Origin of the sequence: Pseudomonas sp. AE27, assembly GCF_037113495.1 — a bacterium.
Taxonomy (GTDB): Bacteria; Pseudomonadota; Gammaproteobacteria; order Pseudomonadales; family Pseudomonadaceae; genus Aquipseudomonas; species Aquipseudomonas palmensis.
On record NZ_CP146966.1, the window covers coordinates 2,153,544 to 2,168,471 of the forward strand.

A 14,928-nucleotide genomic window follows, 5' to 3' on the forward strand; every position below is an offset into this window, starting at 1 on the left:
TTGCGGTCCTTTGTGCCGCGATTTCAGGTGAGCCCATGTCCGTGCGGCACAAAACCGGCGCCAATCAGATCATCAACTGACGTTTCAGGTAAGCGGTCGGCATAGGCGCCCGGTTGGCTACACCAGCGCATCGAGGCGCCGCTCAGCGATGAAGCCTCTCTTACGCCAAGTTGCACGTACAAATGACTGGAAATTAGCCTTCCCCTTGAGTTTTAAATCGTCAGCATGATCTGTGACGATGATTTGCGGCATCATCCCGGTAGCCGCTTTAGTCTGTTCGCAAAACTCGACCAGCTTGTTAAACATGTTCGTTACCGCGCTTAAGTCGTCGTCCAAACGATCAGTGCTTGCAGTCTTCTCAGCTAGCGCCTTAGCGTCAAAGGCCTGGCCATGGTCAATTTTGGTCGGGAAATAGACCTGGGTGGGCTGATCTAGGAACAGGATGGGAGGGATTTTGCAGCCCTCTTCATGCTTCAGCGCGAACACCGAGTGGAGTGCAAGGAACAGTGTCAGGTGGGAATAAAGCCAGTTCGCCCCACTCCCCATCGAACGGAGGTAAACGTTACCCATGTCGGCACTCTCGTGCCACAGATCGAAAGTGTGCAGATCGAACTTTAGGTTGATCGGCTGGTAAGCTTCTTCAAAATCGAACCCGGCACCAATGCGGGCCATCTCACTGTTGATCAGGTCGCTCAGGTCGCCCATTTTTCCGCTGACGTTGTAGGCATCCAGGAGCGGCTTGATCACGGCCAATCTGTCTTTGATGAATTGGAGAGTACCCTCATACTCGGTTTTAGGCTTGCTATCGTAGTCCTCGATAACCCCCTCGATGCGGTGTTTCACGCGCAGCGCAATCTCATCAACCGTCTTGCTTTTCTTGAGATCTTCGACCTGCTTGGTCAACTGGTTGATGCTGGTCTGGATACCCGAAAGGACATCCTTTTCCTTGGCCAGCGATTTGATGAGTGAATCGCCCCTGACTTCGTAGACACCTCCAATCCAAGCAGACTAATTAAGCGGATGCAAATATTGGGTCGAACACAGCCGATCGGAGTTGCTGCTCTCGACCGAGAGCGGATTAGCTTGTCCTTAATGAGCCCTGCACCAACAATTCAAGAGCAGGGTTTGATCGTCCGCCTGTCAACAGAGCGGCAAAGCCAGGAGCTCTCCTTTGAGCAAGGTGTAAAGGCCCGATACCTCAACAGCCTGGTTGAGAAAGGGCTGGGAACCACCATCGAGGGTGGCTGGAAGCTCACCCAAAGACGCCAAGTGCGGTGCACCAGCATCTACTGAGTCCGGGCTGAGTGGAATGCTCAGCCTGAGACGAACCGACCGTGTCGCGGTGTTTCAGTGGATCTGGAAACAACAGTAGGCACACCCTCCCCGTTGACCGATACTTCCGTCACTACACTTGTGGTTCTATGGCAGATGGAGCTCAAGCGCTCCATTAAACCTATTTTTTTACTTACTGCTGACTCGTCTCTCTCGTTTGGCCGCTTTTCCTTCCTCGTAACCGGACTCTTTTCGTACTTTCGCAGCAGCGCCTGCGTCAGTAAGGTCCAGGACTACAACAGATGTTATGGCCCTTAGCTCTGCCGGCAACTGCCCCTCAAGTGCGACCTTGAGTGCATCAGGTGTGTCAGGCGTGGTGCCCTCCGGCGATGCCGGGATCTTCAGCCCCTTCCCGAACCAAAAGACAATGTAGATCCCCTGCCCTTCAGTGCTCGGCGCCTGTGTATAGGTTTGAAGCTGACCGCTATGCCCGTACCAAAGGTGACTGTGGCCTGAACGTTTAGCCTCGAACGGTAGAGACAAGGTCCCGTGCGTGACCACCATGTCAGCCCGAGTCCCTCCTGCTGACGCCACCTCTGGAGATACCTCGAAGTCACCATAAACCCGCAGGCGATCACGAAGCTTATCGGCTAAAATGTCGCGGCAATCGTTCTCTGGCTTAGGCGCATCTTCATTCCAGTAAAGGCTCCAGATGTTCAGTGGCGAAGACTGGATTTCTGATGCAACTTTGCGCAGCTCCATAAGGGTCAGAGCTCGCAGATCACGGACACTGATGGGGGCTTTGCTATCAATCACTTTGGCTAAGTCAGCCGGGGTAATCAACGAACAACCCAATGCCCGGGCATCGCGACGGTAGACCTCAAGGTCATGCCTGAGCAGCAGCTCCCAAGCCGTTCCCTCCGCAGCGGCAACCAGCGACTTCAGGACACTTTCCGCCTGTCTCTCACCCGACAGCCTGATCGACTTCATCACCTTTGCGGTGTCGATCCTGATGCGATCGTAATGCCCTTCCATTGATGGCGATCGGGCGATGAAAAACCGCATCAAGAGGGTGCTGATGCTGATCGTAGTAGAAGGCTCAGTACTGAAGCCTTTAAGCGGGTAGTCGTCGACGATCAAACGGTGGATCGTATGGTCATCGGCCACCTCCAATGCTCGGGTGAAGTCATCACTGAACAAGCCCGGCTCAATACAAACGCCGAAGTATGTCCACTGAAGTCGATCCGAGATGATGGTGGAATAGAGCCTACCCTGAGGCTCCTGCTTGCATTGCTCGACCAGACGGTCAATGAAGGTTCGAGCGACCGAGACTAGCTCATCGTGGTCAAGGTTCAGCCAAGCTAGATTTTGTGCCGCGTCCAGCAAGCCTCTGTCGACCATGTCTGGTTGCCGTACAAGTGCGTTTACGGCCCACGCCTGCAAATCACTAGCCCGCGGCTTCTCTCCGAGCCTTTTCAAAAAAATGCGCCAAGATCCGTCATTTGCACGGGAGAGCTGAGCGAGCGTTTCTGGCTCTATGCGGAAGGCGCTTTCAAGCAAAGCAATGCACTGGTCCTCAAGCCTATCTTTGAGGTAGGAGCTTCTCAGGTACTCGGCAGACAAGTACACCCTGATGATTTCTTCGGTCGACAATCCAATGAGGTCACGACCCTTGTCAATCAGCAATGATGCCCGGGCTGCGAGATGTACCCCTGTAGCAGAACACTGATCATCGAGAATCCCGTCGACTACTGCACCAGCAAGAGCCTCACCGAAGGCTTCATTCAGCGCTTCTGTTCCGTTGCAAGCCACAAGAGGCAGGGGCGTATTTCCAGCATAAATCTCTGCCCCCCAGTAGAAGAGCTCGCTTAATTGGTCATCGGTGATTGTTTCAGCTGTCTGGCAAGCCTTGATTCTTCGTTGTAGCTGGGCCTCCACACTATCAGCTGCACGTGCTTGCAGGATCGAAAGCTCCTCCTCATGTGCAGTGATAGCGGCCCTGACCGTAGATACTACTTCTCGGTCTAGGCGAGCCGTAAGCAAGGCTGGTAACCAGTCAGGCGTTGCCTCACCCTGTCGCAGAACCCAGGTAACCACCTGCCGCCCAACATAAGCCCCCCCTGTCCTGGCCAGCAGTTGACTTGAGTTCAGAAGCAAGCTGACGGACGCTGCGGTGGGTGAGATGCCGACGAGCCGCAATCCAATGCCAATCGAGCCACAATCAGCAATTTCAAGGTCGGTAACAGCGGCGATTTCAGCCACTAGATCATCAACCACACCCCGCGATTCAATGTACCTCTGCGCGGCATTGATGAAGGCGGAGGAGTCATCGCCAACAATCAAACCTGTTGCGATCAGCAGGCAGGCGAGTTCTTCAACAGTTGGCTCAAACTGCGTAACAACGGCATAGGCGATGTGCGAGGCAAAAGCTTGCTGTATCGACCCCTTACCTCTCGCAACGCGCCAGCTTTTCGGGTCTTCAGTAATCAAATCGCGCCATGACCTCGACGCTACATGCCATGCTGCATCTCGTAGGACGTAGGTGATAGTGGGGGTGGGGCCACCCATCTTTTTCGAAGCGTGATAAAGAGCACTGTGTACCGCCATCAGCATTTTCAGCAGCCGATCCACATCAGTCACGTTCAGGTTCTCTGACGGGATAGCGCAAAACAGCTGGGCCACCGAGCGCAGGTTGCCGTAATCGTGCTCCACCATATGGCAGAGGTAATCAATATTCGCCCAAATCACGTCAACGGTGGGCTGGGCACAGTGGAGCCAGGCTTTGACTGCTGCGCGCCGGCACCACTCAACCCCGGCTTGACTCACTACCATGCCCCAGCAGGCGTCAGTTGCTGCGGCATGAGGCTTACCTACAGACAGCGCCTCCAAAAGCATATTGATGCGGTAGCCCGACGTTTCCCCGGTCAGCATCGCTATCACCTGGGTAAGCAGGTCAGCAGTGATTAGGCCCACCGTTGTGATTTCTGCTGGTGCCCATTGGTGAGGCGCCCACCGGAAGAATGGGTCTCTAGAACCCACGTCCCTGAGAACCGTTAACCTTGCGTCGACGGGCAACTTTGCCGTGTCGCCGTGCAGAAGCAATGAATCCGGGTCTAGTTGTGCCAGTCTCATTGCTTCATCTGGGTATCCGAAGCTGACCAAGTGTCCTGCATACCACGCGTAGAGGGGACGCATTCCGTCAGCAGGTAAGCCGTCTGCAGACACGATGAGCGCCAGCGCGCGTTCAGCCGGGAGCTTCGAATTGCCAACCCCGTTAGTGACAAGCCTTGCGAGAAAGCGTCCGGCGAGGAATTCCTGAATGCTGCGGTGAAGCGGCTGGGACACGTCCCCGGCTTTGATAAACAACGCGGTGTCCAACACTGCTGTCAATGCAGTGCGGTCGAGCCTCAAGTCGTCACAAGTGACCGCGGCGTCATCTGTAAAAACGGAAAGCTTGATCCGATGCTTGCCTGACAACAGCAGTGCCAGGCCGATGCGGCCGGCAATGTCGAGCCTGGCGTCCATCGAGAGGATGGCACGCTGGCCATCCTCCTGTTTGGTATTGTTGTGCTCAAACGCCAAGTGCTCAACGCCGGACTGATAGAGCTCAAATCGCGTCAACTCGGTGGGTGACTCTATTTTGGCCTTTGTAAGGAATTTCAAACCCAGAGGCGTCATCGCGAAGGCCGTCGAACGTATCACCTCCACCTTGGCGAGGAGTGCTGCGGGATCAGCGCAGCCGAACGCCTGAAGCACTCTGACTGCCTCTTGCTCCGTTAAAGGAAGCAATTGGGCAACTGCAGGGGCTACACCAGTTGAAGCCCCCTTATCACCGAAAGCCTGACTGAGGCGCCCGCCTTCATTCCAGCTTTCAGCCCGGCAACTTACCCGCCACCTGACGTCCGGAGTGCGCTGTAAAGCCCTTGCGATGCTCCTGGCCTCGTCCACCGGAATCTCATCAAGGGCATCGATGTAGATTGTCGAACCGGGTGTAAATTGCTGCTCAACCACGGCGAATGCTGGGTGGCAGGCTTCCCCCTCCAGCTGGGCCAGCTGGCTGAGCGCCACGGACTTGCCCATACCAGGGGCACCGAGGAGCACAATGAATGGCTCGCTAAGCAGGCTGCTCAGCAGCCGAGCGTCTCTCGCTTCATCAGCAGTAGTGCCGGTCGTTATGAGGCGGTCAAGTGGGGCAATGGTCATGTGGGGACGGGCCAGGCTCAATCGAGCCCGGCATGATACAAGATGCCGGGCCTGGCTCGGGTAACTGGAGTCATTGGCTGGTTTGCCGTGCCAGGATCCGTGCAATCTCGCTCAGGTGAATTCTGCGCGCACCCTCCTCGAGTATTTCAGCCTCCGCCCAAATATCGCTGATACTGGGCCCCAGTTCGAGCGCAAGCGCCTCACGCTGAGCCCGCTTCAGGCTATGCCCCATTAAGGTTGATGTTGGCCTGGCCAGGTCGACCCACCCTTCACCACCCTCATTACCGTACTCAAATGGAATTCGCAGGCCGGTCATCCTGCACACTCCATCAACCACCAACTCCCCGTCTTCCTTAAGGAAAAGGCACAGATACTCGTACTTCCCCGTGGTGTCGAGCGCATTGGGCCAGGACTCGAAATTCCAGTGCTTGCTGGGTCTACGGCCTTTATCGCCCCCCTGCTCTGCGACAATCTGCTGGTGGTAGCGATCACCGGCCTCATCGGCCTCTTCGCAGGGTCGAGAGTTGTAAATCAGAGCATACGCATCACGCACCTCGAGTTCGTGCGGCAGATATTTGGCAAACGTGAATGGCCCCTTAGGCGAGTAGTCAGGTCTTGCGTTCCGATTGCGGTTATAGGCAACGATGGCAGCTTTGAGGTCATCGTCGGTGATGACCCGAGTCTCAGCTGATGTCCAGAGCGGCTCGAACCATTGTTGAGCCGCACGCACTTCATCAGTCGTGGTGGTGTGGATCCCCGCCTCCAGCCAGTGAGCGAGCTCTTGCCCCTCCAAACCAAGACCATTTCGGCTGAGGTTGGCACTACCTAAAACCAGGTTCGCTTCACCTACGATCACCTTGGCGTGCAGGCAGTCGCACTGTTGAATCTCGATATGAGGATTCTTCTTCGCCCTTTTTAGCAGGCCCTTGATCATCCAAGGGTTCGTACCCCCGCTGCGCAAGTTAACGATCATCCGGATGGGCTTGGAGGTCTCAGGGTGGATGTGCACATCGGCGCCTTCTCCCCAGAACGCTACCACGACGTCCAAGCGCGGCTCTTCGGCGACTACCGTGGCTACTACTGACTGGTACTGATCAGGGCGAACGAACAAGTGAGGCCACTCCTGTGAATTGTGCTGGTAACTGACGGTGTGAAGGTGACCACATCGCTTGGTAGATTGCCGCCACCAAGGCGGGCTATTACTCTGCCATACCAGCAGCAACTGCACTATGTAGGATCAAGGATGAACCACACTCTTCTACCAAACGGCCGCATGCAGGCGGCATAGGCGCCATTGAACGGGCCAGATCGACAACTGAAAGTCCACCCACATCCTTGCCGCAACGGAGTCTTTGTGAAGAGGAACTTGAATTCGCGCATCTGCTACACGGGGCTAAGAGGCCGACCATGTCCGCAAGCAGCGAAACTCGACTTTTCACCTTAATCAGCCAGCGCCAATTCGAGCTCTATGCCCTGTCGCTCAAACACGGTCCCAATTTCGACCCCGCACATATTTTCAGTGCCTATCAGGCCGCAACTGGCGGTGTAACTGGCTGCATTCTTCTTGATCCGGACACAGGAGCTTTCACATATCTGGCCATGCGCCGCCGCATCGACCACTGTTGGGTCAAAGTAGATGAAAGCGGGCCCTACTCCACACCCGAGGCTGCACTTAAGCGACTCACCGTAGCTATGCGTGCCAGTGATCCACCGGAACCATTACCGCCAGGAATCAGACGTCGCCCGCATTTGCTGAAGCCGGGGCCACGTGGCACTTCTCCAGAGTTCCAGCTGCTGACAAACACGGTCAACCATCTGCCGGCGCTCATGGCGGTCGGAGAATGCTACCTCGCGCTTCCCAACCCCGGCGCCAATTTCGTCTCGGATTTTCAAACCAACAACTTCGCGTCCCGTCTGTTCGAGCTCTACCTTTTCAGCTGCTTTCGTGAGCAGGGTTTAAGCGTCCGACAAGACCATGCCTCTCCCGACTTCTTGATCGAGAAGGAAGGTAACGCATGCTGGATTGAGGCAGTTACAGCAAACTCCATGCTGCCACGTGCCGGCGGCATCGGAAAATGGGTTCATGCCTCAAAGGATCGCATTGAACGGCTGACAGGCAACCCGGCGGAACGATTCGCAAAGACACTGCGCGGCAAGCTCCAGCGCAACTACCATGAACTGGACCATGTAAAAGGACAGCCGTTCGCCTTAGCGATCGCCGACTTCCATGATTTCGGCTCCATGGTTTGGAGCCGCGAGGCTCTTCCCACCTACCTTTACGGCTTACGCGCGGACGTCACCGGAAATGGCACTGATCGTCGCGCGATTGGAGTGCCGATCGCAAATCTGACGGGCCAACACAGCATTCCTGCTGGGCTCTTCCGCGACTCAAATTTCGGACACCTCTCGGCCGTCATCTTCAGTAACTCTTCAACGCTCGCCAAATTCAACCGCATGGGTTTCTTGGCAGGATGGCGACCGCACGGGCTGACGATGATCAGGCGCGGCATTCTCTTCGACCGAACTCCGGGCGTACTAGAGCCTATCGATTTCAACCTTGCCGTTGACAGTGCCGAATACCAAGCACTCTGGCCGTGGGGCGAAGCTTGGTTTCAGGAACTGGAAGTGTTTCACAACCCATTGGCAACACATCCCATCCCGTTTGACCTTATCCCCGGCGCGACCCACTGGTTTGAGCGCGATGGCGACATCGAATGCAGCACCATTTGGGCGAACTCAGTCATCTCATCGATCACTCATTTACAGATGGATGTCAAACCCGCTGTGACGAGCAAGCCGCGTGACCGTAGCCAACCACCTGCCCTACACGAGCACAGAATAGATAACGACAATGACGAATGAGCCATCTAATCGGACGATCATCCTACATCTCCTCCGCGGCGCAGTGCCCGAACGGGCCGATGAAATCAGCGATCTTTGGAGCCAATACGGCCATGCCGTCGAGGTCGCGCCAAGTAGAAAGGACGTGACTATGAATGCCAACGGGAAACGTATTCAGCTCGACACTAAGACGATCGACCTGTTCTGGCTGCTTGGCTTCAGCTCGTGGCGGGCCATCGAAGTCTACTCACCGGCACTGGTTGTCGCGACATCCAGCGGGTTACCGCTCGACCAAGCCCTCAGTGTCGATGAAGAACGCGGCCAGTATGAGTTTGACTACAAGCAGCTCATCGCCGCCGCCCAGTCGCTCATCAGAGCCGAACAGACCTCCGACATAGTGTGGCCGTCGGACATCCCCCTGCCGAGCGCCGACCGTGATGGCCTGGACAACATTCAGCACATGGCGGCATTCGACCTTGTTGCGCTCGCCTTGGCCTTCGCGCTGCTACACGAATTCCAGCACGTCATGTTCTGCGCCGATAAAAGTGCGCCCTCCTCACGACCTGAAGAGGAAATCGCCTGTGACACCTATGCCCGCACTTTCATGATGAGCGAGCTCGCCGCCTATGCGAAGACACACGGACACGACTTCGCCCAAGTCCAGCAGAAGCGTGCGATGGGCATCACGCTCGCCGCCGTAATCGTTCATGCGATGACGCCGTCCCATGCACGTTGGGGCAATAGCGATTACCCACCGATTTCCGAACGGCTCACAGCAATGATCCGTGGCTACAGCTTGCCAGCCGATTCATCGTTCTGGGCCTTCACAGCCTGTGTCCTAATCGCGCTCATGCGGCAGGAAAACCGTCCACTCGACATTGTCGCCTACTCGAACAAAGAAATGGTCGACATGCTGCTCGACCGGCTCGTCTGAAAGCCTAGGGGAAATAATTTGCCGGTCCATTTCATTGGCGAAGATGAAAACGGATGCTCTTCTATCAAGATCGGAGTGGCGAAGAACATCGCAGAGCGTAAGCGCAATCTCCAGACCGGCAATCCTCTCGTTCTGAAACTACTCGGATGGATCGAGGTCGCCAACGCCTTTGAGCTTGAACGCCAGTTCCATCAACATTTCAAATCGGCCCACGCGCGCGGCGAGTGGTTCGCGATCGAGCCTTCAGATATCTTGCCCATTCTTATGCGCGCTGGCCGAGACGGATTTGTCGCCAGAACGCTGATGAGTTCCAGGTCATTGGCTATGACCGTGACGCTGTGCCAGAGTATCTTTGGATATGGGAATGGGGCGACCTTGAGATCTATGAGTGCTGCCCCTTCTGCGGCTGCCTGTGCGGCATGCACTTTCAAGATGCATCGCAGATGTATCACTGTCTTAACTGCGACACGCTAACGGACTTCTCGGACTTGGACCCACGCAACGAAGACTTGGACGACTGAGCCATGACTGACAAGGAACTTAGTGCAAGTGAACAATGGCTTGAAGCCCGGGCCCCCGGCTTTCAGCGTCTACCAGATCTTGATCGCCGCGTCATATTCGACTTCGCCTTTCTTTGGAGTCTGTTCGAGGCACAGATCATGGAGAACTATGCCCGGACTAATCTCATCCGCAAACGAATCGATGCCTGGACTGTGGATGGAACGCTAGGAGCTGAGCTCTACGAGGCGGAGCTTGCCTACTATCGGAGTCGTTACTATGCCGACGGTGAGTTGACTCACCATTTCCCTCACCTGCAACTACGGCCCTCAGACCACCGTGATCTCGTTCAGGCGGTTATTGAAGGGGTGAACGACACCCCACGCGACCGAATGTTGGCTCTCCTGATGATCGTCTGGCGCCTACGCAACAATCTCTTCCACGGCGCAAAATGGGCCTATGAGCTTCGCGATCAGCGCGAGAACTTCAGTCATGCGAACAGCGTTTTGATGCGAATACTTGAACGCCATGGCCGGCTCGGCTAACACGAGCGCGACGTACAGCGCGCCTAGCTACGGCTCACGTAGACCAGCCGCCTGGGTTTGCCTAGCAGCGATCAAGTTGAAAATGATAGATGCGCAAGGACGCTGTACGGTCCTAAAGTGCGCTTGATGCCCTACCCTGGGCAACCAATCATCAGGCATGCTCCGAACAAGCCGACTGGCGTACACTGAAAACCGTGGAAGTCCACCCTGCTCCGCATCAGAAATCGCCAATCTCGATCGTCTGCATATCCCGCACTACTGGGGGCAAAACTGGGGGACATTTGAATTTTTTACGCCTGAAAACACCGTCCTAGAGCCCTGCCCAAATGTTCTTTGGGGATCCTGAGAGCCTGCAATAGCCCCCTGCCGGCCTGCCACATCACGATAAGCCACAGACGGACCGCCAATACCAGCTGGCAACCGAGCGACAGGATGCAGCCCCTCAAAGCTGCCGATGCAGTGAATCATCGACGCAACAGCACGCCATCAGCCCCCCCAATCAACCAGCACTCACCACATGCTTCAACTCCTGAAACGCTGCCAGCCCCCAGGGGCCGAGCTCGCGCCCGATGCTGCTCTGCTTGTACCCACCCCAGGCGGTCTGCGGGAAGATCACCTGAGGCGCATTGATCCAGACCATGCCGGCCTGCAAGGCATCCGCTACCCGGTTGGCCGCAACGCGGTCGCGGCCGACCACCGTGGCCACCAGGCCAAAATCACCCTGGTTGGCCAGCGCAATGGCCTCGGCTTCGGTGCCGAAACGGCGGATGCAGATCACCGGGCCGAAGATCTCCTCGTTCCACAAGCTGCTGTCCAGCGCCACGTCGGTGAACACCGTCGGCGCAACGTAGAACCCCTGCGCCAAGCCCTGCGGGCGCCCACCACCGCACTCGAGCCGGGCGCCGGAAGCCAGCCCGCGCGCGATGTGCGCCAGCACACGCTCGTACTGGGCACGGTTGACCAGCGCACCCATCTGCACCCCGTCGACAAAGGGGTCGCCAACGGTGATCGCCTGGGCGCGGGCCCTGACCTTTGCCACGAAGGCGTCCGCCAGGTGCTCGGCGACCAGCACCCGGCTGGTGGCCGAGCACATCTGGCCAGCGTTGTAGAAGCCGCCGCCACAGGTCAGCTCGACCGCCAGTTCCAGGTCGGCGTCCTCCAGCACGATGAGCGAGGACTTGCCGCCCAGCTCCAGGCTGACACCCTTCACCGTCTCTGCCGCACGCTGCATCACCTGAACCCCCACCGCGTTGCTGCCGGTGAAGGAGATCTTGGCCACCTGCGGGTGCGCCGACAAGGGTGCGCCCACGGCCAGGCCGGTACCGCACACGATGTTCAACACGCCCGCCGGCAGGCCCGCCTCGAGAATGATCCGCGCCAGTGCAAGCTCCGGCAACGGCGTGACCTCCGATGGCTTGAGCACCACCGTGCACCCCGCCGCCAGGGCCGGCGCCAGTTTCCAGGCCGTGGTGACCATGGGGAAGTTCCACGGCACGATCAGCGCAACCACGCCACACGGCTCGCGGCGCAAGCGCGCGGCATAGTCGCTGGCAGGCAGCTCCACATCGCGGTCCTGCGCAGCGTCAAGGCCCTGGGCCAGGTCGGCGTAATAGTCAAAGGTGGCTATCACGTCGTCCACGTCCAGCCCCGCTTCGGCCAATGGCTTGCCGTTGTTGCGCGATTGCAGCGCCATCAGGGTTTGGCGGTTCTGCTGTATGCCCCGTGCAATGCGGCGCAACACCTGGGCACGCAACGCGCCAGTGCTGGTTGACCACTGCGCAAACGCTGCAGCGGCGCTTTGCACGGCAAGCTCGACGGTTTCAGCATTGCCCCCGCCTACCGTGGCGATCAACGCCTCGGTGGAGGGGTTGATGACCTCGAGCGGCGGGCCGTCGGCGAGCCATTGCTCGCCGATCAGCACGCCGGCGAGCACTTCGGATGAACATTCAGGAGGGAGCATCGTCATTCCTTCGCAAGCGGCTCAGAGGCCGGCCTGCAGCTTCTCGATGAACTGGCGGATCCGCTGGCAGGCGTCCAGCAGGTCCTTGTCGGCGACGGTGAACGACACCCGCACGAAGCCCGCGCAACTGGCGCCAAAGGCCTGGGCATCGAGCACCGAGACGCCGGTCTCGCGGAACAGCGCCCAGGCAAAATCGACGCCCGACAGGCCCGTGGCACGAATGTCCAGCAGCATGAACATGCCCGCCTCGGGCACCTTGCCCTTGATCAGCGGCACCCCGTCCAGCTCCCGGGCGATCAGGTCACGGCGGCGGGTGTAGAGTTCGCGGGCCGAGGCGACGATCTCATCGTCCAGCTCGATGGCCTTGAGCGCGGCTTCCTGAACAAAGCCCGGCAGACCGTAGAGCATGCACAGCAGCAGGTTGTCCAGGTGCTGGACAAGGCTCGTGGGCGCCACCACCCAGCCGACCCGCCAGCCGGTCATGGCGTGGGATTTGGACAGGCTGTTGAGCACCACCGTGCGCTCGGCCATGCCCTCCAGGCTGGCGATGCTGATGTGCGGCGCGTCGTAGGTCAGCTGGCAGTAGACCTCGTCCGAGATCACCCACAGGTCGTGACGCCGGGCCACCTGCGCCACCGCCTCCAGCTCCTCGCGGGTGTAGACGTTGCCGGTGGGGTTGTTCGGCGTGGCCAGGGCGATGCCACGGGTGTTGGGGGTCAGTGCGGCTTCAAGCGCCTGGGCCGTGAGGCGAAAGTCCTTCTCGGCAGGCTGCTCGATGCACACCAGCCGCGCACCGGATGCCTGCACGCTGGCAGCGTAGGTCAGGTACATCGGCTCGGGCACCAGCACGTCATCGCCGCTTTCGAACAGGCACATGGCTGCGGCGTACAGGCCGTTCTGCGCACCGGCCACCAGCGCGACGTTCTCGGCGGCAACCGGTATGCCCAGCAGCTTGCGCTGCTTGGCCGCGATGGCTTCGCGCAGCTTTTCCCGGCCCACTACCGGGGTGTAGTGGGTATCGCCGGCCTTCAGGGCCTGGATCGCGGCCTCGCAGATCGCATCGTCCGTCGCGAAATCGGGGTCGCCGATGCTGAGGATGATCGCGTTCTCGCCCCGCTCCTGCGCCTGGCAGGCAGCATAGTGAATGTCCCATGCGGCTACGCTCTCGCCGCTGATGCGTTGAACCAGAGATGAATACTTCATTTGAATTCCTTGTGGCGTACAGACCGACGCCAATACGTTAGCCACTAGACTCGACGCTGCGAGGTGGTGCCCATCAACTTGAAGCTCTTTTCGATGATCAGGGCCAGGACGATGTAGGTGATCGCCACCAACAGCAGCGGCTCATAGACCCGCAGGGTCTGCGAACGCACGATGTTGGCGGCGCCGAGCAGGTCGGTAACCGCGACGGTGGAGGCCAGCGCCGTGGATTTGAGCAGCATCACGCTCTCCCCCGCCAGGGTCGGCCTGACCATCTGCAATGCCCGCGGCAACCACACCCTGCGCAGGATCTGCCCGCGGCGCATGCCATAGGCGCGTGCCGCCTCAAGCTCGCCCCTGGGTACGGCGCGCAGGCCACTGCGCAGCACTTCGCCCACATACGCCCCCACGCTCAAGGTCAGTGCAAGGGCCACATACCAGAACCCTTCGCGCAGGTAGGGCCACAACACCCCGCCCCTGATCAGCGGGTAGCTGGCCAGCACGCTGCCGACGCCGTAATACAGGATGTAGATCTGCACCAGCAGCGGCGTACCGCGAATCACGCTGCTGACAAACCGGCAGGCGTTGGCCAGCACGACGCTGTTGGACAGGCGCCCCAGGGCCATCGCGATGGCCAGTACAAACCCGAAGCCTGCCGAGATGAGCAGCAACTGCACGGTCAGGCCGGCACCGCGCAGCAGTTCACTGGAAAAATCATTCAGCCAAGTCAAATCCATGATCGTCCCCTTATACGTTCCTGGGCATCCAGCGTTCGAAGCCGGCCTCGAACTTGCGGAACACCATGCTGGAAACCAGGGTGATGACGTAATAGAACGCCGCGACCACCAGGTAGAACAGCAGGTAGTGCTTGGTGCTGGCCGCCGCCTGACGCCCGGCGGTCAGCAGTTCGCTGTAGCCCACCACGCTGATCAGCGCACTTTCCTTGACCAGCACCAGCCACAGGTTCGACAGGCCCGCGATGGCGAACGGCAACATGCACGGCAGGATGATCCGGCTCAACAGCTTTGCCCGCGACATGCCGTAGGCCCTGCCGGCCTCCACCAGCCCCGCAGGAATGGCCTCGACGGCGCCGCGAATCACCTCACCCGAGTAGGCGCCCTGGACAATCCCCAGCACCACGACCGCAGCCAGAAACCCGTTGATCTCGACACTGGGCCGGCCCATCGCGGCCATCGCCAGGTTCAGCAGGTCGGTGCCTGCGTAGTACAGCAGCAGGATCAGCAGCAGTTCCGGCACGGCGCGGTACAGCGTGGTGTAGCAGTTGGCACAGGCGACCATCCAGCGTGGCCCCCTGAGCTTGATCAACGCGACGAGCAGGCCGATGCACAGGCCCAGCGCGAAGGCCCCCAGGGAGATACCCAGGGTTTTCACCGCGCCCTGGGCCAGGGTTTGAATCCAGCCCTCGGCGAACAGCAGATTGGACATTTCAGAAATGGTCATACAGGCACCCGATC

At 58.6% G+C, this 14,928-nt stretch carries 11 protein-coding genes; 4 read left to right on the plus strand and 7 right to left on the minus strand.

The features are described 5' to 3' along the window. Nucleotides 1–117: 117 nt before the first annotated feature. The 3 genes from V9K84_RS09790 to V9K84_RS09800 form a co-directional block, all read right to left on the minus strand. Nucleotides 118–903 carry a DUF3732 domain-containing protein gene (locus V9K84_RS09790; protein WP_338794333.1) on the minus strand — a complete coding sequence of 262 codons (786 nt, stop codon included), beginning with the start codon at nt 901–903 and terminating at the stop codon, nt 118–120. 558 nt (nt 904–1,461) lie between these two features. Next, nucleotides 1,462–5,475, minus strand: coding sequence for a hypothetical protein (locus tag V9K84_RS09795; RefSeq protein WP_088514452.1), 4,014 nt, complete (start codon nt 5,473–5,475; stop codon nt 1,462–1,464). 70 nt (nt 5,476–5,545) lie between these two features. Continuing rightward, nucleotides 5,546–6,586 carry a phospholipase D family protein gene (locus V9K84_RS09800; RefSeq protein WP_088514451.1) on the minus strand — a complete coding sequence of 347 codons (1,041 nt, stop codon included), beginning with the start codon at nt 6,584–6,586 and terminating at the stop codon, nt 5,546–5,548. A gap of 296 nt (nt 6,587–6,882) precedes the next feature. Between V9K84_RS09800 and V9K84_RS09805 the strand changes: the two genes are divergently transcribed. The 4 genes from V9K84_RS09805 (at nt 6,883) to V9K84_RS09820 (ending at nt 10,293) form a co-directional block, all read left to right on the plus strand. After that, nucleotides 6,883–8,337, plus strand: coding sequence for a hypothetical protein (locus tag V9K84_RS09805; protein ID WP_088514450.1), 1,455 nt, complete (start codon nt 6,883–6,885; stop codon nt 8,335–8,337). A gap of 130 nt (nt 8,338–8,467) precedes the next feature. Continuing rightward, entirely contained in the window at nt 8,468–9,250 is a 783-nt protein-coding gene (locus V9K84_RS09810; protein ID WP_168186828.1) for a phage exclusion protein Lit family protein, read from the plus strand. Nucleotides 9,251–9,325: 75 nt separating this feature from the next. Beyond that, nucleotides 9,326–9,724, plus strand: coding sequence for a GIY-YIG nuclease family protein (locus V9K84_RS09815; RefSeq protein ID WP_256582795.1), 399 nt, complete (start codon nt 9,326–9,328; stop codon nt 9,722–9,724). Nucleotides 9,725–9,774: 50 nt separating this feature from the next. After that, nucleotides 9,775–10,293, plus strand: coding sequence for a hypothetical protein (locus tag V9K84_RS09820; protein ID WP_088514448.1), 519 nt, complete (start codon nt 9,775–9,777; stop codon nt 10,291–10,293). 499 nt (nt 10,294–10,792) lie between these two features. Here V9K84_RS09820 and V9K84_RS09825 read toward each other — a convergent pair whose 3' ends face one another. From V9K84_RS09825 to V9K84_RS09840, 4 genes are read right to left on the minus strand one after another with little or no spacing between them, the layout of a single operon-like run. Continuing rightward, the gene (locus V9K84_RS09825) at nt 10,793–12,253 is read right to left on the minus strand and encodes an aldehyde dehydrogenase family protein (protein ID WP_088514447.1); all 1,461 of its coding nucleotides are present in this window, start codon (nt 12,251–12,253) and stop codon (nt 10,793–10,795) included. Nucleotides 12,254–12,274: 21 nt separating this feature from the next. Next, nucleotides 12,275–13,456 carry an aminotransferase class I/II-fold pyridoxal phosphate-dependent enzyme gene (locus V9K84_RS09830; RefSeq protein WP_043864003.1) on the minus strand — a complete coding sequence of 394 codons (1,182 nt, stop codon included), beginning with the start codon at nt 13,454–13,456 and terminating at the stop codon, nt 12,275–12,277. 44 nt (nt 13,457–13,500) lie between these two features. After that, the gene (locus tag V9K84_RS09835) at nt 13,501–14,190 is read right to left on the minus strand and encodes an ABC transporter permease subunit (RefSeq protein WP_043864004.1); all 690 of its coding nucleotides are present in this window, start codon (nt 14,188–14,190) and stop codon (nt 13,501–13,503) included. Nucleotides 14,191–14,200: 10 nt separating this feature from the next. Then, entirely contained in the window at nt 14,201–14,914 is a 714-nt protein-coding gene (locus V9K84_RS09840) for an ABC transporter permease subunit (protein WP_043864005.1), read from the minus strand. Between the last annotated feature and the right edge of the window lie 14 nt (nt 14,915–14,928).

Excerpts from the sequence above, each read along its gene's own strand:
- V9K84_RS09835 (WP_043864004.1), bottom strand. The coding sequence starts at position 14,190 with ATGGATTTGACTTGGCTGAATGATTTTTCCAGTGAACTGCTGCGCGGT.
- V9K84_RS09825 (WP_088514447.1), bottom strand. The coding sequence starts at position 12,253 with ATGCTCCCTCCTGAATGTTCATCCGAAGTGCTCGCCGGCGTGCTGATC.
- V9K84_RS09795 (WP_088514452.1), bottom strand. The coding sequence starts at position 5,475 with ATGACCATTGCCCCACTTGACCGCCTCATAACGACCGGCACTACTGCT.
- V9K84_RS09820 (WP_088514448.1), top strand. The coding sequence starts at position 9,775 with ATGACTGACAAGGAACTTAGTGCAAGTGAACAATGGCTTGAAGCCCGG.
- V9K84_RS09840 (WP_043864005.1), bottom strand. The coding sequence starts at position 14,914 with ATGACCATTTCTGAAATGTCCAATCTGCTGTTCGCCGAGGGCTGGATT.
- V9K84_RS09830 (WP_043864003.1), bottom strand. The coding sequence starts at position 13,456 with ATGAAGTATTCATCTCTGGTTCAACGCATCAGCGGCGAGAGCGTAGCC.
- V9K84_RS09805 (WP_088514450.1), top strand. The coding sequence starts at position 6,883 with ATGTCCGCAAGCAGCGAAACTCGACTTTTCACCTTAATCAGCCAGCGC.
- V9K84_RS09810 (WP_168186828.1), top strand. The coding sequence starts at position 8,468 with ATGAATGCCAACGGGAAACGTATTCAGCTCGACACTAAGACGATCGAC.